The following is a 17,932-nucleotide window of genomic DNA, read 5'->3' as shown; positions in this document are numbered from 1 at the left end:
GGCGGTTCAGCCGTGTGTGGGTCGGCGACGTGCCCGTGCCGCCCCGGCCGTCGCCGGGGTCCGCTCGGTGTGCGGGGCGGTGCGGTACAGGCGGGACTTCCCTTCTGGCCGGCCTCGTCGCCGAACGGGTGCTTCGCCGTCAAGGGACCAGTGCCTTCGGCTTCGGGCGGGACCAGGCGCCCTGTTTCGACGACGAGGCAGCGGCTGACCGGCAGCGCCACACGGTGGGCCCGACAGAACCCGACTCCTTCTCGGGGCAGGCTCCCGGCAGCAAGGACGGAGGATCACTTCCGTGCGCGGGGCGGACGCCCGGCTCACTTCAACGGCATGGTCTGTCCGAGGAGTTGTCCAGCGGCTTCGGCGGGCCGATCGGCTGGTTCGGCGGGCCGGGTGGTGTGTCGCCGAGGGTCGAGGCGCGGGCCATCAGGGTGGGGCGCAGGCGGCGGGAGCGGCCCGGTTTGCCGTTCAGCATGTTCACCAGGGTGGTGGCGGCCACTTCGCCCATCCGGTACATCGGGGAGCGTACGGAGGTCAGTGGTACCGGGAGGGCTGCCGCGAGCGGGACGTCGTTGTAGCCGACGACCGCCACGTCCTGGCCGACGGTGAGGCCGGCGTCCCGGACGGCCGCCATCGTGCCGATCGCCGCGAAGTCGTTGACCGCGAAGACGGCCGTGGGACGCGGGCACAGGCCCAGCAGGTGGTCGGCGGCCGCGCGGCCACCGGGCACATCGAAGGTGGAGCCGATGACATGGCTCTTCGGTACAGGGAGGCCCGCCTCGGTGAAGGCGTCCAGGAAGCCCCGGGTGCGCTCCACACCGGTGCTGGCGTAGGGCTCTCCGGCCACCACCGCGACCCGCCGGTGGCCGAGGCCCAGCAGATGCTCTGCGGCCAGCCGTCCGCCGAGGGCGTCGTCGGTGGTCACCGACACCCGGCCGGGCAGCCTGCGTGACACCAGCACCAGTGGAATCCGCTGGCGGGCCAGCTCGGCCACGAGATCACAGTCGGAGCGGGCGTCGCCGAGCACCAGACCGTCGACGCGCCGGGCGAGCAGCGCGTCCGCCCGGCGCTGCTGCATCTCGGGGTCGTCGCCGGTGTTGGCGACGACGGTGTGATAGCCCGCGGCCGACGCGGCAGCGTCGATCCCTTCGTAGATGGTGGCCAGCACGATGTCGGTCAGTCGCGGGACGAGCACACCCAGCATCCGGGAGCGGCCGGTGCGCAGTGCCGCTCCGGCCGGGTCCCGCTGGTAGCCGAGTTCCTCGGCCAGCCCTCGGATGAGTGTGGCGGTCTCAGCGGCCACTCCGTCCCGCACGTCGTCGTCCAGGCTCAGTGCCCGTGACACCGTGGAGACGTGGACGCCCGCCTGCCGGGCTATCTGGGCGAGCGTGACCGGGGCACGACCGGTCTGTGTACCGGTTCCCACCCGTGCTCCCTGGCGTTGCACTCCCGCTACCCCTCTTCTCGAATCTGCTCGGCTTTTCGGGTCCTGTTGGGCCCTGGCCGGTTCTGCTCGAATTCGACAGCTGTTTACCGTCGTTGTGTTCCCGAGCCTCGCATACTCCCGACCCTCGGGCCAGACGAGTGTCCAACAACCATTGACCAAAGAGCAATCGTTTGCGTAGCCTCACCGCAATCGTTTGCGAAGAGGCGAAGAGAGGGTTCATGCGTCGAATCCAGGTCGTGGCCACCGGCGGCACCATTGCAAGCCGGGCCGGGGCGGAGGGCCGCCGGGCGACCGTGCTCGCGAAGGAACTGCTCGCGTCGGTCGGTCCACTGCCGGCGGACGCCGAGGTGAGCGCGCGGGACGTCGTCACCCGGGGCAGCTACGCCTTCGACACCGCGGACCTGCTGGCGCTGGCCCGCGAGGTGCGTGGCGCCCTGCGTGAGGGGGCCGACGCAGTGGTGATGACGCACGGCACCGACACGATGGAGGAGACCGCCTTCCTGTTCGATCTGGCATTCGACGACCCGCGGCCGATCGTGCTGACCGGTGCGCAGCGCCCGTTCGACGACCGTGCTGCCGACGGCCCGGCCAACTTGGGCGACGCCCTGGCCGTCGCCGCAGCCGACGCGGCCCGCGGGCACGGCCCCCTGCTCGTCTTCGACGGCTTCGCGTTCCCTGCCCGCGGGGTCCGCAAGAGCGACACCATGTCGGCGCATGCCTTCACCGCGCCCGGGCGCGGACCGGCGCTCCGCGTGATGGACCGGCTCGTGACACCGCTGTGGCAGCCGAGGCCCAGTCCCCGGCTCCCCCTCGATCTCGACCTCCCCCGGCTGCCCCGGGTGGACGTGGTGCCGGTCTACCCCGGTGCGGACGGGCTGTTCATCCGGTCCAGCCTGGCGGCCGGCGCCGCGGGAGTCGTGGTGGAGGCGGTCGGCGCGGGCAACGCGGGGCCGGAGCTGGTCGAGGCGGTCGCCGAGGCGGTGGCTGCGGGCCACCCGGTGCTCATCTGCTCACGGGTGCACTCCGGTCCGGTCGCCCCCCTCTACGCGGGGGGCGGAGCCGAACTGCAACGGGTCGGCGCCGTGTTCGCCGGCGACCTCAACCCCTGGCAGGCCCGGCTGCTGCTGGCCGTCGCGAGCGCCATCCCCGGCCGGTCGCCGGAGGCACTCGTCCGCGCCTGGCTCGCCGGAGAGGACCCACTGTCCGGCTCCGGAGCCTGATCACCACAGACCACCCACCGCCCGCCCCACACCAACTTACTGACACATCCACACCACCTGCACCACAGTCATCAAAGGAGATGTCGATGCCCAAGGAAATTCTCGTCGGCTTCGGAGTGGACGTCGACGCAGTCGGCGGCTGGCTCGGTTCCTACGGAGGCGAGGACTCGCCCGACGACATCTCCCGCGGCCTGTTCGCGGGTGAAGTCGGCGTGCCCCGCCTGCTGGAGCTGTTCCGACGCCGCGGCCTGACCCAGACGTTCTTCTGGCCCGGTCACTCCGTCGAGACCTTCCCGGAGGAGTTCGACGCCTGCGTCGCCGCCGGCCACGAGATCGGCGTGCACGGCTACAGCCACGAGAACCCGATCGCCATGAACCGTGAGCAGGAGGCCGCGGTCCTGGACCACTGCATCGAGCTGATCGAAACCCGCTCCGGCCGCCGTCCGACCGGCTATGTGGCGCCCTGGTGGGAGTTCAGTCCCGTCACCAACGAGCTCCTGCTGGAGCGGGGCATCAAGTACGACCACTCGCTGATGCACCGGGACTTCGAGCCGTACTACGTCCGGGTCGGCGACACCTGGACGAAGATCGACTACAGCGCACCGGCCGAGACCTGGATGAAACCCCTGGTGCGCGGCCAGGAGACGGACCTGATCGAGATCCCGGCCAACTGGTACCTCGACGACCTGCCTCCGATGATGTTCATCAAGGCCAGCCCGAACAGTCACGGCTTCGTCAGCCCCCGTGACATCGAGCAGATGTGGCGCGACCAGTTCGACTGGGTCTACCGGGAGATGGACCACGCGGCCTTCACCATGACCATCCACCCCGACGTGGCCGGACGCCCCCAGGTGCTGCTGATGCTGGAGCGGCTCATCGACCACATCAACTCCCACGAAGGCGTCCGCTGGGTGACCTTCGACCAGATCGCGGACGACTTCGCCGCCCGCAACCCGCGCCAGAAGGGTGACAGCAGATGACCACCGTGCAGCAGGACATAGCCCACGAGAACGAGTGGCCGCGCAGCGGAGCGCCCTCGGACGAGGTCCTCCTCAAGGGCCCCCCGACCCTCAGCCGGCGCACCATCACGACCACCACCGTGGTCTGTTTCCTGGCCTGGGTCTTCTCCGTCTACGACTTCGTGCTCTTCGGCACCCTGCTGCCGAAGATATCGGAGACGTTCGGCTGGACCACCGGGCAGGCCACGGCGATCGCGACCGGCGTGACCGTCGGCACCTTCGTCGTCTCGCTGTTGGTCGGTCCGATGCTGGACCGCTGGGGCCGCAAGCCGAGCCTGATCGTCACCACGGCGGGCGCGGCGCTCTCCTCCGGCCTCACCGCGCTGGTCGGCGGCGCCGCCTCGCTGATCGGAGTCCGGGCCATCTCCGGCCTCGGCTACTCCGAGGAGGTCGTCAACGGCGTCTACCTCAACGAGATGTACGGCAAGAGCCGGCGACGCGGCTTCATGTTCAGCCTCGTGCAGAGCGGCTGGCCGGTCGGCGCCCTTCTGGCGGCGGCGTTCGCCGCCGTGCTGCTGCCGGTCATGAGCTGGCGCTGGATCTTCCTCCTCGCCACCTTCCCGGTCATCGTCATCCTCATCGCCGGGTCCAGGCTCCGTGAGTCGCCCTCCTTCGTCGCCCTCAAGCGGACGCGGGAACTGCGCAAGGACGGACGCGACGCCGAGGCGGCCCAGCTGGCAAAGCTGTACGACCTCGACATCAGCCGGGACAACGAGTCCGGTCTGCGCCAGCTCTTCGCCCCGGACCTGCGTCGGCACACCCTGTGCCTGTCCGGAGCGTGGCTGTTCAACTGGATGGGCATCCAGGTCTTCTCGGTGCTGGGCACCACCATCCTCACCGACGGCAAGGGCGTCTCGTTCTCCAGCGCGCTGGTCGTGCTGATCCTGGCCAACATGGCCGGCTTCCTCGGCTACCTCTTCCACGGGTACCTCGGTGACCGGATCGGCCGGCGGACGACCATCATCGTCGGCTGGACCATCGGCGGCGTCGTGATGACGGCGATGCTCTTCGGTCCGGACAGCGCCGCGTACGTCATCCCGATGTACGCCCTGGGGCTCTTCTTCCTCCTCGGCCCGTACTCCGCCATGGTGTTCTACATGGGTGAGTCGTTCCCGGCCCGGGTCCGGGGCATCGGCTCCAACACCGCCCACGTGATGGGACCGGTGGGCGCGATCGTCGGCTCGGCGCTGCTCAGCGCGATCATCGGCCTCGGTGCGAACGCCACCACCGCCGCGTTCGTCGCGGGCGCCCTGGGGATGTTCATCTCCGGCGTGCTGATGCTCGGCGCCCACAAGGTCAGCCAGGACGAGGACGACGAGCCCGCACCCCTGGCCGCGGCACACTGAGCCGTCCCTCCCCTCTCCTACCCGGCGCGTGGCGTGCCCCGCCACGCGCCGGGTAGCCCATGAAAGGCAGGACATGTCTTCCAACGAACCCACCACACCGGTTCGCGACGACGGGCTGGCCGGCAAGGTCGCCGTCATCACCGGCGGCGCGAGCGGCATCGGCCGCGCTCTGGCCGTGGCGTACGCCCGTGCCGGGGCCGACAGCGTCGTCGGCTTCTACCCCAAGGACCCGCACAGCGCCGACGAGACGGTCCGGCTGGTCGAGGCCGCCGGTGGCCGCTGCACCGCGGTCGCGGTCGACGTCCGGGACAGCGGGCAGGTCGACGCCCTCGCCCGGGCGGCCGTCGAGACGTACGGACGGCTGGACATCGCCGTCGCCGGGGCCGGTGTGCTGCGCCGGGCCGCCCTGGCACAGCTCGACGACGACGCCTGGAACGACATGCTCTCGGTCGATCTGACCGGCGTACTGCGCACCTTCCGCTCGGCCGCCGCCGTGATGTCCGGCCCCGGCTCCATGGTGGCGGTCTCCTCCATCGCCGGCGGGGTGTACGGCTGGGACGACCACGCCCACTACGCCGCCGCCAAGAGCGGGGTGCTGGGGCTGTGCCGGTCGCTCGCGACCGAACTCGCCCCGCGCGGCATCCGGGTCAACACCGTCATCCCCGGACTGATCGAGACCCCGCAGTCGCTCGATGAGACCAACTCCCTGGGCCCGGCCGGGCTGGAGCGGGCCGGCCGGAGCATCCCGGCGGGCCGGGTGGGCCACGCCGACGAGGTGGCCCGTGCGATCCGCTTCCTCACCAGCGACGACGCCGCGTACATCACCGGCCAGGAGCTGATCGTGGACGGTGGCCTCACGGTCCGATGGCCGGAGTGACCGAGCGGCGACAATCCGAGCGGCGAAGAACCGAGCGGCGAAAGACCGACCGGCAGCACATCAGGCAGCAGTGAACAGAGCGGCAGCGGACAGCGCCGCGGCGAGAAAGGCGAACGGCATGGGAGTCCTCCAACAACAGGTCGCGCTGGTGACGGGCGCGGCGAGCGGCATCGGGTCGGCGATCGCCGACGCGTACGCGGCCGAGGGCGCGCGGCTCTTCCTGGCCGACCGCGACGCCGACCGGCTCACCGCCCTGGCCGAGCGCTACACGGCACAGGGCACGGAGGTGGCCACCGCGGTCGTCGATGTGGCCAACGCGGAGCAGACCCGCCAGATGGTGGAGAGTTGCGTGTCCGCACTGGGCGTGCCCGACATCCTGGTCAACTCCGCGGGGATCCTGACCGAGGTGCCCCTGGTCGACATGGACGTCGAGACCTGGGACCAGATGATCGCGATCGACCTCCGCAGCGTCTTCCTGTGCTGCCGGTGGACGGTTCCCCACATGGTCGCCCGCGGCAGCGGGCGGGTCATCAACATCGCCAGTCAACTGGGCATCAAGGGCGGCGAGGGACTGGTCCACTACTCGGCCGCCAAGGCCGGCGTCATCGGCCTGACCAAGGCGCTGGCCAGGGAGGTGGGCCCGAGCGGCGTGCTGGTCAACGCGATCGCGCCCGGCCCGGTGTTCACCCCGCTGGTGGACGGCATCAGCGCGGACTGGAAGAAGGCCAAGCAGGCCGAACTGCCCCTCGGCCGGTTCGGGGTCCCGGCGGAGGTCGCCCCCACCGCCGTACTGCTGGCCAGTGATCCGGGCGGCAACCTGTACGTGGGGCAGACTCTCGGCCCCAACAGCGGCGACGTCATGCCGTGAGGCACTGAGAGGGAGGAGAGGGAACCACGATGTGCGGAGCCTGTGGCACGGGACGTTCCCTACCCCGCTGGGAGGACATCCTGGCCCCGCCCACCCGGTCGGTGCTCGCCGCCCGAGCGGCGAGCACCGACCGGCTCCTGGACGGCGGGTCCGGACTGCAAGTCCGGTCCTGGCTGTCCGCGGGATACCTGCTCAGCGACCGGGTCGGCCGCACCACGCACGCGGCGGACCTGGACACGCTGTGGCGTGCGGCCGGGGAGCGCGGTGCCCGCCCCAAGGACTGGCGGCCACTGCGGGGCGCGGACACCACCACCGTGTCCGTCGAGGCACCCGGCGGCTGGGACCTGGCCACGGCCGCCGTCTGGTTCGCCGCCGTGGCCAGGTCCGAACCGGACACCTCACTGGAGATCACCCTGCCCGACCCCGGCGGAGCGCGCACCCTGCTGGTGACCATCGACTCCGGCGCTGTACGGGCCACCGTCGTGACCGATTCCGGGGACGGCCCGCCGCCCGAAGCGACAGCTGTGGTCAGCGGCGCCGGCGCTTCCATGGCGGCCCGGCACCTGGAGAAGTTCGGCGGACGCCGCCCGCGTCGACGGGCGTGAACATGCGGGCCGGACACTTCGGCCGCCGCGCGCCTTTCAGCAGACCCCGGACGGCATCGGGCGAAACCGCCCGGCCTTCTCGTCCACCGCCCGCAACGACCAGGCCACGTACTCCCTTTTGAGGACGACGTCGACCGCGCGGTGCAGCTGATGCACGGCAAGGCACTGCGCCGCCTGCCGGTCATCGACAACGGGCAGGCTGCGGGCATTGCCGCCCTGGGCGACCTGGCCGTCGAACGCGATCCCGACCCCGTCCTGGGTGGGGCACATCAGCGTTGCCGACCCCAACGCGTGAGAACGGCGCTGTCACGTTGTTGGGTGTGTGAGTGCCTGACGGTGTGCCGGGTGTGGTGGGGCCGGGCGGAAGTTTCGGGTCAGGCCGCGGCAGGCGGGCCGGCGAAGCCGGTGATCTGGTTCCAGACGGCGAAGCGGGTGGTCATCTCGGTGCGGTATTCGGTGGCGGTCATCAGGTGCCGCCGGGGCCGGAAGTGCGGTGAGATGCCGCTGAACGCGGCCAGGAACCGCTGGGCTGCGCCGACGGAGCGGAAGCCCTTCATGGCGCGCTCGCGCTGCCTCGTCGGCTGATGACTGTTCTCCGCCCGGTTGTTCAGGCCCTTGTGACAGCGGTGCTCGACGGAGGGCATGACCTCGCGGTGGGCGGCGCCGTAGGAGCGCAGCTTGTCCGTGACGACCACCCTCGGCGCCGAACACGTCTTCTTCATCAGGCGGCGGAAGAAGCACCGGGCCGCGGCGGTGTCCCGGCGGTCCTGCACGAGGATATCCAGCACGTTGCCGTCGGCGTCGACGGCCCGCCACAGGTACTTCCGTTCCCCGTTGATCTTGATGAAGACCTCGTCCAGATGCCATTTGCCGCCGGGCCGGGGCCGCCTCCGGCGCAGGCCGTTGGCGTAGGCCTGCCCGAACTTCGCACACCAACGCCGGACGGTCTCGTGGGAGACGAGCACGCCGCGCTGCAGCATCAGCTCCTCCACCTCACGGAACGACAGCGGGAAACGGAAGTACAGCCACACGCAGTGCGCTATCACCTCGACCGGGTACCGGTGCCCCTTGTACGACGGCGGCGCGGACGACACGAGCGAACCCCTCCCCGGCACGACCAACTCCAAGATCATCTCAGGTCGGTCCGCTAACGTGACAACGCCCTCCGGCTCGCTCAGCACTCTCGTGATTTCACCTGAACCCACGGATGCACAGACCTGAAGCACACCGCTGGACCCGTGGGTTCGCGCTGAATAGTCCTCGGTTTCCCTGAACCCGCGGGGATCTCGGCCCTGTACTCCCGAAGCTACGGCGAAGTGACAAGTAGCTCAAAGTGACGATCGCAACGCTCTGCAATGACGGCCTCTTGGCCCTCGGACCGCCGGCCCGGCTCGTGCGCGGCTGCCGTCACAGGCTCAGCAGCAGGTCCCGGACCGCTGCAGGCTGGGACAGGAACGGGTGGTGGCCGGCGTCGAGCTCGACGACGCTGCCGGCCCGGCGGGCGAACTCGCGCTGCAGCCGCGGTGGGGTGCCCCGGTCCTGAGCGCAGACGAGGTACGTTGAGGACAACTGCTGCCATGCGGCCGCCCCGACCGGCTGCCCGGTCACCTGCACGCTCTGCCGGGCGAGGTGGTCCGCCGCCTGCGCCTGGACCTCGGGGTCGCAGTCCTGCAGGAACGTGTCCACGAGCAGCTCGGGGCGGACCCCGAACGTTGCGTTTGCCGAATACCTCATCCATGCTGGTCAGGCCGCATGTTGGTACTCGTGGAGGGTGCCGCCAAGCCGCGCCCGCCGTCGTATGTCCAGACGGGCGATCCGGTCCGGGTCCTCGATCGGAGCGGGCAGCGGGTGGAGGGGGCGGGCGTTCGCAAGGCCCTGGTGCGGCCTGTGCTCGTTGTAGAACGTCTCGAACTCGCGCAGGGCGTACAGGAGGTGATGCTGATCCCAGATCAACACGCGGTCCAGCAGTTCTCGCCGGCAGGTCTGCGCCCACCGCTCCATGATCGAGTTCATTCTCGGCATCCGGACGCCGCTGAGCACGACCTCGATGTCCTCGTCCTGGAACACCTTGTCGAACAACCGCGGGAACTTCCCGTCCCGGTCCCTGATCAGATAGCGCGCCCGGCAGTCGGCGTCCTCGAGGTCCATGACAAGATTCCTCGCCGCCTGGACCACCCAGGACGCGGTCGGATGCGCGGTCGCGCCCAGGATCCGGATCCGCCGGTTCGCGTGCTCGATCGCGGCGAACACGTACAACCGTGCCCCTGACAGGGTGACCGTCTCGAAGAAGTCGCAGGCCAGTAGGGCGTCGGCCGAGGAGCGCAGGAAGTCCGCCCACGTGCTGCAAGCGCATGCGGGTGCCGGGTCGATTCCGGCCTCCTTCAAGATCTCCCAGACCGTGGATGCCGCCACCTTCACCCCGAGCGCGAGCAGCTCACCATGCACGCGCCGATAGCCCCAACTTGGATTTTCCCTGGCCAGGCGCAGCACCAGCCTTCGGATCGAGCGCACGGTGCGCGGCCGGCCCCCGCGCTTCGGCCGGGACCGGGCGGCGTGCCGGCCGGCGATGAGGTTACGGTGCCATCGCAGCAGCGTGTCCGGCCGCACCAACAGCCGCATCCCGCGCAGAACCTTCCGCGGCAGGCCCTGGAGCAACGCCGCCAGGAACGCCCGGTCGCTCGCGTGGAATCGGACCCGCTGCCCGTTCAGCTGCCGCTCCAGGAGCGCAATCTGATGGCGCAGGGCCAGGATTTCTACATCCTTCTCGCGGCCGCTCATCGGCAGCAGCCGCAGCATCGCGAACGTGTTCGTCATACCCAGGTACGCCAGTCTCAGCAGCACGACCGATCATCATGCCGCAACCACCGCCAACCGCGCGAGAGCGCCTACTCGGGCAACCACTGGCCGACACCCAAACCCGCTCCCACCTGCATGGATGAGGTATTCGGCAAGGGTAGGCTCCCTGGGCGGCATGAGGCACCGCCAGGGCGCCGCACGCCGCCCAGGGGCCGGGACGCGACAAGGGGCGCGCCTACGGTTGCGCCATCTGTGGACCGGTCTGCGTGGTGGCGTGGCCTGCGGTGGTCGGGGGTGTGGTCGGTGTCTTTAGACCAAGGCCGTGAAGTTACGGACTGATCGTCGGCGTCAAGATGTTGATGCTGAGGGTGGCCGTGTAGGTGCGTCGGTCGACCTTGAGGCTCTTGTACGCGTATCGGGACAGGGGTCGTTTCACTGCGCGGGGGCTGACGCGGAGGCGGCGGGCGGGCATGAGCTGGTCCAGGACGGCTCGGCCGATCGTTCCGACGAGGTCGATCACGGTGTCGGCGATGATGCCCGCGGCCTGAACGATCTGATCGCGGGCGCATCGGAGCGCGACGCTGAAACTGCCCCGGTCCGGATCCGCTCCGGGTGTGGTCTCGGTGGCGTCGGCGATCGCGATCCGCAGGACCTGGTAGGCACTCAGCAGTGCGTAGACCTCCTGGGCGATGCCGGCCCAGGTCTTCGAGCGCAGGACCCGTCGGCCCAGCATCGACTTCTTGATCGCGAAGTAGGCGGACTCCACTTCCCATCGCTCGTGATACAGGCTGACCAGGTCGGATGCCGGGTATCGGTGGGGGTCAAGGAGGTTGGTGGCCAGGCGGTAGAGCCCGGTCTGACGGCCCTGGCTGGTGGTGATGGTGATCTCGCACTCGATGATGCGGACCTCGACGCCGCCGAAGCGGGAGAGGTGGGAGCCGTCGTCGAAGCGGGCCAGGACCGGGGGTTTGCGGGCGGCCGAGACGCGCGCCAGGAAGGCGGCCTCGGTGGCGGCGACGGCAGCCAGGAACGTGTTGCTGGAGAAGCCCCGGTCCAGCAGGACGATCATTCCGGCGTGGAGGGAGCGTGTCAGTCGCTTGCCGTAGACGGTCTCGCCGCTGGAGCGGGGGCCGAAGGCGGCGTCCAGGACCGCGCGGGTGCCGCAGGCCACCAGCGCGGTCAGGCAGATCTGCGGGTAGCCGGAGGTCGCGTACTGGTTGGTGCTCTTGCCCAGGCGGGCTCGGTGCAGCGGGCTGTCGGGGACGTCGGAGGCAGGTGCCGTCGATCGCGACGGTCAGCAAGCCCTTGAAACGGGCGCCGACGGTCCGGATCGCCGTGGCCGGCCCGCGCAACAGGTCGAACAGGGCCCGCATGGGGCGGACCCCGAGACGGGTCCGGGCGTCCCAGAGTGCCGTGCCGGTGACCTTCGCGACCGGTATCGCCTCCAGCGCGGCGGTGAGCTTGCGCCAGACGGCCAGGTAGCCGCAGTCCTCGAACAGGGCTGCGGCCAGCAGCAGGTAGACCACCACCCGGGCCGGGATCTTCCGCAGCCGTTGCTGGACGGCACCGGTCTCGGTGAGGACCGCATCGACCATCTCGAACGGGACGATCTGGGTGAGTTCTCCCAGGTGCCCGGGGGCGAACAGGCCCTTGGCTACCGTGATTTCACGCGTGATGACACACTGATCGGACAGCGGAGCCTCCGGTGCTGTGAACGGCTGTCTTGGTCGACTGCCAGTTCTACCGGGGCTCCGCTTCTCACGTCCGAAGCCGCCGCAGATCAGAGCGCACTTGCCAACGTCCCCGGAGCCGTAACTTCACGGCCTTGGTCTTTAGACCCACTCGACCCGTTCGACAGTGTCGTTGTGGCCGGCGGGCTCTTCCATGGACTCGCCGGCCTTGAGGATCCGGGTGCCCTTGCTGCTGACCAGCTTCGCGTCACTTTGGGTCTTATTGACCCATGAGGACACGTTCTTCGTCATGCTGCCGCCGTCCGCGGGCAGCTCACTGAGGGACACCGTGTACCCGGCGCCGATGCCGTAGGCGGGGCCCTTGCGCCCGTAGTGCTTCCACAGCCCCAACGTCGCCGGAGGGCACTCGCTGTCCTCGATCATGACCACGCCGGCAGGCAGCCTTGTTCCTTGAGTCGTCATAACCCGTTCCCTTCTTCCGGCCCGCCGGCCTGGTGGCAGGCGGTGCCGCTCCCCATCTCAGTGGAAAGCAGCCCAAAGCGCATGTCGGCCAGGCAACAATCCGGAAGAGAGGAAGGAGAATTGAGGCCGATCGGTGGAAGGCCCGGCCTCCGCAGGGCTGCGGGCCGGCGCACCTGTGAGCGCTGCTGCGCAGGGCACGCACGCCCGACAGCATTCTGCGCGAGGTGCTGACCGCCCGCGCCCAGAGCACCGACGCCGTACCCCCGGGGAAGTCCTGAACGTCCTGTACCCCGCTCACTCATCGCGGCCCGGTGCCCCTTTCGAACCGTACGTCGTGCAGATGTGGACTCCGCGCCGTGTACCGAGCAGGGGACAGGGCGCCGTTGAGGGTGGGGCGCAGGTTGCCCCGTTCCGGTTGCCGGACCGGTGCCCAGTGGTGCCCGGCACAAGGTCACCCGTTCGGCGTAGCCGGTCGGGCGCTTCCTGCTGTGATCGCCCAGCATCGGTAAGGGACAGCCGCAGTGGTCACTCCCGTGTTCCACCGTGCTGAGAGGTGGTCGTGATGAGCCGGGGCTTGATCGTGGTGGATGTGCAGAACGACTTCTGCGAAGGGGGCAACGTTCCCGTTAAGGGTGGGGCGCGGATCGCCTCGGCGATCGCGGACCTGGTGGAGCGCAGTGCGGGGCGTGACTACCGGTACGTGGTGGCCACCCGGGATCATCACATCGATCCGGGCGGCCATTTCTCCCAGACCCCGGACTTCCGGGACAGCTTCCCCGTCCACTGCGTGGCAGGAGGCGAAGGAAGCGATTTCCATCCCCATTTCGCACCCGTCGTCACGGACGGCAAGGTGCACGCCGTTTTCTTCAAGGGCGCCCACAGCGCCTCCAAGAGCGGCTTCGAAGGCGCGGACGCGGAGGGAACGTCCCTGGCGGACTGGCTGCGCGCCCGCGGGGTCAAGGGCGTCGATGTGGTGGGCATCGCGACGGACCACTGTGTACGCGCGACCGCCCTGGACGCCGTCGCGGCAGGCTTTCGTACACGCGTACGCCTCGACTACTCGGTCGGGGTGGCCCCGGACACGACAGCTGCCGCCCTGAACGACTTCCGCCGGGCCGGCGTTGCGGTTTCCGGCAAGCCACCGGTACCGAAATAGTCCTGGCACCGGTGTTCCGGGATCATCCGTCGGCGGTTGAGGGGCACGCGTGGTGAAGCGTGCGCTGAGCCGTTGGCGTCCCGGACGTCTCTCAACTCTGTGTTGCTTCTACTGCTTGGCGAGCTGGTGCTGACTCTTGCTTCCCTGTCATAGGTGATCCTCATTCCGATGTCATTTGAGATGGCTCCGTGGCCCGCTAGATGTATGAGAGATGCGGGGTTGCTGTCAGACATGACATGAGAACTATTGATGTTGAATCGCCCCGGGTTCGGTAGAGACCTCAGATTGTGGTTGTGACCTGGGGTTTTGTGAGTTCCGTGTAGTAGTTGGTCTCGTACTCGACGGGTGGGACGTGGCCTATCTCACCGTGCAGTCGTCGGTGGCAGTACCAGTCGATCCACTCGGCGGTGGCCAGCTCGACCTGGGAGAGGGTCTTCCAGGGCCGCTGCGGCTTGATCAATTCGGTTTTGAACAGGCCGATCGTGCTCTCCATCAGGGCGTTGTCGTACGCATCTCCGACAGAGCCGATCGAGGCCGCGATGCCGGCCGCGTCCAGGTGCTCGGCCAGCCGGAAACTGGTGTACTGGCTGCCCACGTCGCTGTGATGTATCAACTCGCCGCGAACGTGGGGGTGTTCATCGCGGTCGCGCTGCCACAGTGCCATCTCCAGGGCGTCCAGGACGAGCCGGGTCTCCTTCGATGTCGCGGCGGACCAGCCGACGATCCGGCGGGAGAAGGTGTCCACGACGAAGGCGACGTAGACCACTCCGGCCCAGGTGGCCACGTGCGTGAAATCCGCGACCCAGCAGCGATTCGGCGCGCCGGCGACGAAGTCGCGGTCCACCCGGTCCGGTGCCCGCTCGGCCTGCTGGTCCGGAATCGTGGTGACCACCCTCTTGCCGCGGACGGCGCCGGCGATGCCCAGCTCGCGCATCAGCCGTTCGACGGTGCAGCGGGCCACCGTGTGACCCTGCCGGTTCAGCTCCCGCCAGATCTTCCGGGCCCCGTAGACACGGTAGTTGTCGGTGTGGACCTGGCGGATCAGCTCCTTGAGTTCCGCGTCCCGCACGGTACGGGCGGACGGGGCTGCCAGGCGTTTCTTGTGGGCGTAATAGGTGGAAGGGGCGATCTTGCAGTCGTGCTCGGTGAGGGTTCTGCAGATCGGCTCGACGCCGCCGAAGCGGTCCCGGTGCTCGTCGATGAACGCTACGAGCGTGTGTGTGGCCGGTCGAGCTCGGCCGCGAAGAAACTCGCCGCCGCCTTCAGGATCTCATTCGCCCGCTTCAGCTCGGCGTTCTCCTTCTTCAATGCCTTGAGCTGGGCGGACTCCTCCGTAGCCGTCCCCGGACGCGTCCCCGCGTCGATCTCGTGCTGCTTCACCCAGTTCCGCAGCGTCTCGCGGGACCCGATGCCGAGCTTGTCGGTGACCGCCTGCAGAGCGGCCGTCTCGTTCGGGTGGTCGCCGCGCACCTCGGCGACCATGCGCACCGCACGACGGCGGAGCTCAAGGGGGTAACGGGAGGGTCGTGCCATGACTCGATCCATTGAGCCCTTCCCGGTAAGCGGTGGTTGCTCGCTGTGATCGCGATGCCGGCACTGCGGCCCGTGGCATCCCCAAGTCCGGGCAGGCGTAAGGCCCCTGGTAGGAACGATCTTGCGACAGAAAGATCCGACCGAGGGGCCTTACGTGCCGACCAGTGTCACATACACCGCCGTACTCGATGTGAAGCGGTCCACCGCCGAGCACCTGGCCCGACTGCTGCACGACCACCGGATCGCGGCCAGGACCCGCAAGGGACGGCGTGCACTGGGCTGCTTCAAGCAGGCGGTGCTCATCCTGCGCTGGTTCACCGACGGCACCCGCCTGTCCCAACTCGCCTGCGACAACGGACTGTCGACCTCCACCGCCTACCGCTACCTCCATGAAGGACTGACCGTGCTGTCCGCCGGGGCGCCGGATCTCGCGACCGCGCTGGAGCGCGCGAAGGCGGCCGGGCTGACGCATCTCAACCTCGACGGCACCGTCATCCGCACCGACCGCGTCGCCGCCCCCGGCCCCAACGGCGCGGACCTGTGGTGGTCCGGGAAGCACAAGCACCACGGAGGAAACGTGCAGGTCATCGCCACCCCGGACGGCTGGCCGATCTGGGTCTCACCGGTCCGGCCCGGCCGCGAGCACGACACCACCTGCGCCCGCCGCCACGGCCTGATCGACGCCCTGGGTCGCATCGCCGCCGAACTGGACATGCCGACCCTGGTCGACCTCGGCTACCAGAACGCCGGCGACGGCTTCCGCCACCCGCACAAGAAGCCCGCGGGCGGCGAGCTGACCGCGGCCCAGCAGACCTACAACAAGGTCATCCGCGGTATCCACGGCGTCTGCGAGCGCGCCAACTCCCTGCTCAAGACCACCTTCAAGGCCCTGCGCAGGGTCAGCCTCGACCCCAGCCGGATCACACAGATCGCCGCCGCAGCCCTCGTCCTGCTCCAGCTCGAGTACGACCGCACCATCTGAACGATCACGCAACGTCATGATCCGTTACTGGCAAAGACTCATTCATGAAATCGAGCCTCCATTTGAGCCGGAACGGTTCAGCGACGGCTGTACTGTCTTGTGTCCTCGGCAACGGCACCGGCCAGGGCCACGTCAGCCCTCAGTCCCCAGCCGGGCCACGATGTCCTGGCGCAGCTGTGCCTTGTCCGTCTTGCCGACGGCGGTCAGGGGGAGTGCCGGAACCCCGACGAGCCGTTCGGGCAGCTTGAACCGGGCCAGTCCGCTGCCCTCCAGATACCCGCGGAGTTCCGGCAGGGACGGTGCTCCCTCGTCACCGCCCACGACGTACAGGCACACGGCCTCACCCAGTACACGATGGGGCATAGCGACGGCTGCGGCGGCCCGCACACCGGGGTGCGCCAGTACCAATGCCTCCAGTTCGTCCGCCGGGATCTTCTCTCCTCCCCGGTTGATCACGTCCTTGACCCGCCCGGCGACCACAAGGTTCCCGGACGCGTGGCGACGGACGAGGTCGCCGGTGCGGTAGAAGCCGTCGGGAGTGAATGACGCGGCTGCCGCGCCATCGTGGTACTCCGTGATGACACCCGGCCCCCTGACGAGAAGTTCGCCCATCTCGCCGTCGGCGACGGGCCGGCCCTCACCGTCCACCACGAGGATCTCGTCACCGGGCGAGGAGGGACGTCCCTGCGTGGTGAACGCCACCTCGGGCGGATCATCGAGCCGGGTGAAGTTCAGCAGTCCTTCACTCATGCCGTACACCTGCTGGATTCGGCAGTCGAAGGCACGGCTCAGTTGGGCGGCCGTGGATTCGTCCAGGCGCGCCCCGCCGACCTGCAGGACTTGCAGGCTCGACAGGTCAGGACCGCTGGAGGCGGCGCGGGCGAGAAGCCACTGCCGTGCGAGCGCGGGGGTGAGCGCACAGTGGGTGACGCGTTCTTGCTCGATCAGCGACATGGCGGCGGCCGCATCGTTCGGGTCGGAGAGTACGACCTTTCCGCCGCAGGCGAGCGTGCCGAGCACTCCTGGAGAGGCGAAGGTGAAACCGTGTGTCACCGGCAGGACGGCGAGGAACACGGATTCGGGTGTCAGCCCCGAGACCGCTGCCGCGCAACGGGTCATGTGGCCGATCGCCTCATGGGTTCGGGCGATGGCTTTGGGGGCGCCCGTGGTTCCACTCGACAGCAGGAAGAGGGCGGTGTCCGAGGGATGCCGGCCCGGATGGGCGGGAGGCGGGTCACCGGCCTCGAGGAGACGGTCGATGTCCACATGGCCGACAGCCCGGTCGCCGGCATCCGAGACGAGCAGGGTGCGCACCGACGGGTGCCGCTCACGGAGCTTCTCGGCGAGCCGCAGGTGGTCGAAGCGCTGATGCCGGGCTGGTACGGCCAGCGCGGTCGGCGCCAAGGCGGTGATCACCGTCTCGAGTTCGTGCTCGCGCAGGGCGGGAAGGGCGAGAACCGGGCGCGCACCGAGCCTGACCAGCGCGAGTGTGAGGATCAGGATCCGGGCCTGGTTGGGCAGTTGCACGAGTACGGTGTCGCCGGGCCGGATGCCCGTGTGCGCCAGCCGGGCGGCGCAGCCGGACACCGCCGCGTCGAGCCCGGCCCTGGTGAAGGTGTGCTCGGCGTCGACCACTGCCGCCCGGTGCCCCGCGTGCACGCGGGTGCTCAGAACGATGTCGTCCAGGAACTCTGGACGCCACCAGCCGCGGTCCCGGTACTCTCCGCAGGCCCCCGCACCGGGCCGGCGGTCGCCGATGACGTCGGCGAGTTGCCGCACGGTGAAGTCGTGCTCTGTCCAGAGATCGACGCGGGTGTCGAAGCGCTCGGTCAGGGCCAGCTGGATCTGCGTGAGGTCGACGGAATCGAGCCCGAGGTGCGCGCGCAGCTGCGCGTCCTGGCGCAGCAGCTCTTCCACGATTCCCAAATCACGA

General features: G+C 69.3%; 17 protein-coding genes and 1 pseudogene. 8 read left to right on the top strand and 10 right to left on the bottom strand.

Going from position 1 to position 17,932, the window contains the following annotated elements; all coding sequences use genetic code 11:
• Window positions 1-319: 319 nt before the first annotated feature.
• Complete coding sequence (locus tag V4Y04_RS37585; RefSeq protein ID WP_332433226.1) at window positions 320-1,423, bottom strand: LacI family DNA-binding transcriptional regulator; 1,104 nt, start codon at window positions 1,421-1,423, stop codon at window positions 320-322.
• A gap of 239 nt (window positions 1,424-1,662) precedes the next feature.
• Here V4Y04_RS37585 and V4Y04_RS37580 point away from each other — a divergent pair, with 239 nt between their 5' ends.
• From V4Y04_RS37580 to V4Y04_RS37555, 6 genes are all read left to right on the top strand, one after another.
• A complete protein-coding gene (locus V4Y04_RS37580) occupies window positions 1,663-2,664 on the top strand; it encodes an asparaginase (protein ID WP_332433225.1) in 1,002 nt (333 codons plus the stop codon).
• A gap of 86 nt (window positions 2,665-2,750) precedes the next feature.
• The gene (locus V4Y04_RS37575; RefSeq protein ID WP_332433224.1) at window positions 2,751-3,644 is read left to right on the top strand and encodes a polysaccharide deacetylase family protein; all 894 of its coding nucleotides are present in this window, start codon (window positions 2,751-2,753) and stop codon (window positions 3,642-3,644) included.
• On the top strand, window positions 3,641-5,029 hold the full coding sequence (locus V4Y04_RS37570) for an MFS transporter (protein ID WP_332433223.1): 1,389 nt from the start codon (window positions 3,641-3,643) through the stop codon (window positions 5,027-5,029). The genes V4Y04_RS37575 and V4Y04_RS37570 overlap by 4 nt, the downstream gene beginning before the upstream one ends.
• A 73-nt stretch (window positions 5,030-5,102) precedes the next feature.
• Window positions 5,103-5,906, top strand: coding sequence for an SDR family NAD(P)-dependent oxidoreductase (locus V4Y04_RS37565; RefSeq protein ID WP_332433222.1), 804 nt, complete (start codon window positions 5,103-5,105; stop codon window positions 5,904-5,906).
• A gap of 118 nt (window positions 5,907-6,024) precedes the next feature.
• Window positions 6,025-6,774: an SDR family NAD(P)-dependent oxidoreductase gene (locus tag V4Y04_RS37560; RefSeq protein ID WP_332433221.1), complete on the top strand. Its 750-nt coding sequence runs from the start codon at window positions 6,025-6,027 to the stop codon at window positions 6,772-6,774.
• A gap of 29 nt (window positions 6,775-6,803) precedes the next feature.
• On the top strand, window positions 6,804-7,379 hold the full coding sequence (locus V4Y04_RS37555) for a hypothetical protein (protein WP_332433220.1): 576 nt from the start codon (window positions 6,804-6,806) through the stop codon (window positions 7,377-7,379).
• A gap of 36 nt (window positions 7,380-7,415) precedes the next feature.
• Here V4Y04_RS37555 and V4Y04_RS37550 read toward each other — a convergent pair whose 3' ends face one another.
• From V4Y04_RS37550 to V4Y04_RS37520, 7 genes and pseudogenes are all read right to left on the bottom strand, one after another.
• Window positions 7,416-7,649 (bottom strand): hypothetical protein, encoded by a 234-nt coding sequence (locus V4Y04_RS37550; RefSeq protein WP_332433219.1) that lies wholly within the window; start codon window positions 7,647-7,649, stop codon window positions 7,416-7,418.
• A 104-nt stretch (window positions 7,650-7,753) separates the two neighbouring features.
• The gene (locus tag V4Y04_RS37545; protein WP_332433218.1) at window positions 7,754-8,512 is read right to left on the bottom strand and encodes an IS6 family transposase; all 759 of its coding nucleotides are present in this window, start codon (window positions 8,510-8,512) and stop codon (window positions 7,754-7,756) included.
• A gap of 274 nt (window positions 8,513-8,786) precedes the next feature.
• Window positions 8,787-9,113 carry an alpha/beta hydrolase gene (locus V4Y04_RS37540; RefSeq protein ID WP_332433217.1) on the bottom strand — a complete coding sequence of 109 codons (327 nt, stop codon included), beginning with the start codon at window positions 9,111-9,113 and terminating at the stop codon, window positions 8,787-8,789.
• A 9-nt stretch (window positions 9,114-9,122) separates the two neighbouring features.
• A complete protein-coding gene (locus V4Y04_RS37535) occupies window positions 9,123-10,220 on the bottom strand; it encodes an integrase core domain-containing protein (protein WP_332433216.1) in 1,098 nt (365 codons plus the stop codon).
• Window positions 10,221-10,503: 283 nt separating this feature from the next.
• Window positions 10,504-11,346, bottom strand: a complete 843-nt coding sequence (locus V4Y04_RS37530) for a transposase (protein WP_332433215.1) — start codon at window positions 11,344-11,346, stop codon at window positions 10,504-10,506.
• Between the two features lie 244 nt (window positions 11,347-11,590).
• Window positions 11,591-11,770: pseudogene (locus V4Y04_RS37525) on the bottom strand (transposase domain-containing protein); the annotation flags it as partial.
• Between the two features lie 237 nt (window positions 11,771-12,007).
• Window positions 12,008-12,328: a peptidase inhibitor family I36 protein gene (locus tag V4Y04_RS37520; protein ID WP_332433214.1), complete on the bottom strand. Its 321-nt coding sequence runs from the start codon at window positions 12,326-12,328 to the stop codon at window positions 12,008-12,010.
• Window positions 12,329-12,890: 562 nt separating this feature from the next.
• On the opposite strand from V4Y04_RS37520, the gene V4Y04_RS37515 reads away from it, so the two are divergent.
• The gene (locus tag V4Y04_RS37515) at window positions 12,891-13,484 is read left to right on the top strand and encodes an isochorismatase family protein (RefSeq protein ID WP_332433213.1); all 594 of its coding nucleotides are present in this window, start codon (window positions 12,891-12,893) and stop codon (window positions 13,482-13,484) included.
• A gap of 280 nt (window positions 13,485-13,764) precedes the next feature.
• Here the strand turns inward: V4Y04_RS37515 and V4Y04_RS37510 are convergent.
• Window positions 13,765-15,017 (bottom strand): IS3 family transposase gene (locus V4Y04_RS37510; RefSeq protein WP_332433212.1). Its coding sequence is split into 2 segments (ribosomal slippage): window positions 13,765-14,735 and window positions 14,735-15,017, totalling 1,254 coding nucleotides; the frame shifts between segments, so codons are not numbered across the junction.
• Window positions 15,018-15,171: 154 nt separating this feature from the next.
• On the opposite strand from V4Y04_RS37510, the gene V4Y04_RS37505 reads away from it, so the two are divergent.
• A complete protein-coding gene (locus V4Y04_RS37505) occupies window positions 15,172-15,999 on the top strand; it encodes an HARBI1 family protein (RefSeq protein WP_332433211.1) in 828 nt (275 codons plus the stop codon).
• A 132-nt stretch (window positions 16,000-16,131) separates the two neighbouring features.
• Here V4Y04_RS37505 and V4Y04_RS37500 read toward each other — a convergent pair whose 3' ends face one another.
• The gene (locus V4Y04_RS37500) at window positions 16,132-17,916 is read right to left on the bottom strand and encodes an AMP-binding protein (RefSeq protein WP_332433229.1); all 1,785 of its coding nucleotides are present in this window, start codon (window positions 17,914-17,916) and stop codon (window positions 16,132-16,134) included.
• Between the last annotated feature and the right edge of the window lie 16 nt (window positions 17,917-17,932).

It is taken from the genome of Streptomyces sp. P9-A2, from assembly GCF_036634175.1.
GTDB classification, from domain to species: Bacteria; Actinomycetota; Actinomycetes; order Streptomycetales; family Streptomycetaceae; genus Streptomyces; species Streptomyces pratens.
The sequence above is the reverse complement of the archived record's forward strand: the minus strand, read 5'-3'. Positions and strand labels throughout refer to the sequence as shown.

What these genes read in the sequence shown, in the direction of transcription:
- V4Y04_RS37580 (WP_332433225.1), top strand. Translation starts at nt 1,663, where the DNA reads ATGCGTCGAATCCAGGTCGTGGCCACCGGCGGCACCATTGCAAGCCGG.
- V4Y04_RS37575 (WP_332433224.1), top strand. Translation starts at nt 2,751, where the DNA reads ATGCCCAAGGAAATTCTCGTCGGCTTCGGAGTGGACGTCGACGCAGTC.
- V4Y04_RS37570 (WP_332433223.1), top strand. Translation starts at nt 3,641, where the DNA reads ATGACCACCGTGCAGCAGGACATAGCCCACGAGAACGAGTGGCCGCGC.
- V4Y04_RS37565 (WP_332433222.1), top strand. Translation starts at nt 5,103, where the DNA reads ATGTCTTCCAACGAACCCACCACACCGGTTCGCGACGACGGGCTGGCC.
- V4Y04_RS37560 (WP_332433221.1), top strand. Translation starts at nt 6,025, where the DNA reads ATGGGAGTCCTCCAACAACAGGTCGCGCTGGTGACGGGCGCGGCGAGC.
- V4Y04_RS37555 (WP_332433220.1), top strand. Translation starts at nt 6,804, where the DNA reads ATGTGCGGAGCCTGTGGCACGGGACGTTCCCTACCCCGCTGGGAGGAC.
- V4Y04_RS37550 (WP_332433219.1), bottom strand. Translation starts at nt 7,649, where the DNA reads ATGTGCCCCACCCAGGACGGGGTCGGGATCGCGTTCGACGGCCAGGTC.
- V4Y04_RS37545 (WP_332433218.1), bottom strand. Translation starts at nt 8,512, where the DNA reads ATGATCTTGGAGTTGGTCGTGCCGGGGAGGGGTTCGCTCGTGTCGTCC.
- V4Y04_RS37540 (WP_332433217.1), bottom strand. Translation starts at nt 9,113, where the DNA reads ATGAGGTATTCGGCAAACGCAACGTTCGGGGTCCGCCCCGAGCTGCTC.
- V4Y04_RS37520 (WP_332433214.1), bottom strand. Translation starts at nt 12,328, where the DNA reads ATGACGACTCAAGGAACAAGGCTGCCTGCCGGCGTGGTCATGATCGAG.
- V4Y04_RS37515 (WP_332433213.1), top strand. Translation starts at nt 12,891, where the DNA reads ATGAGCCGGGGCTTGATCGTGGTGGATGTGCAGAACGACTTCTGCGAA.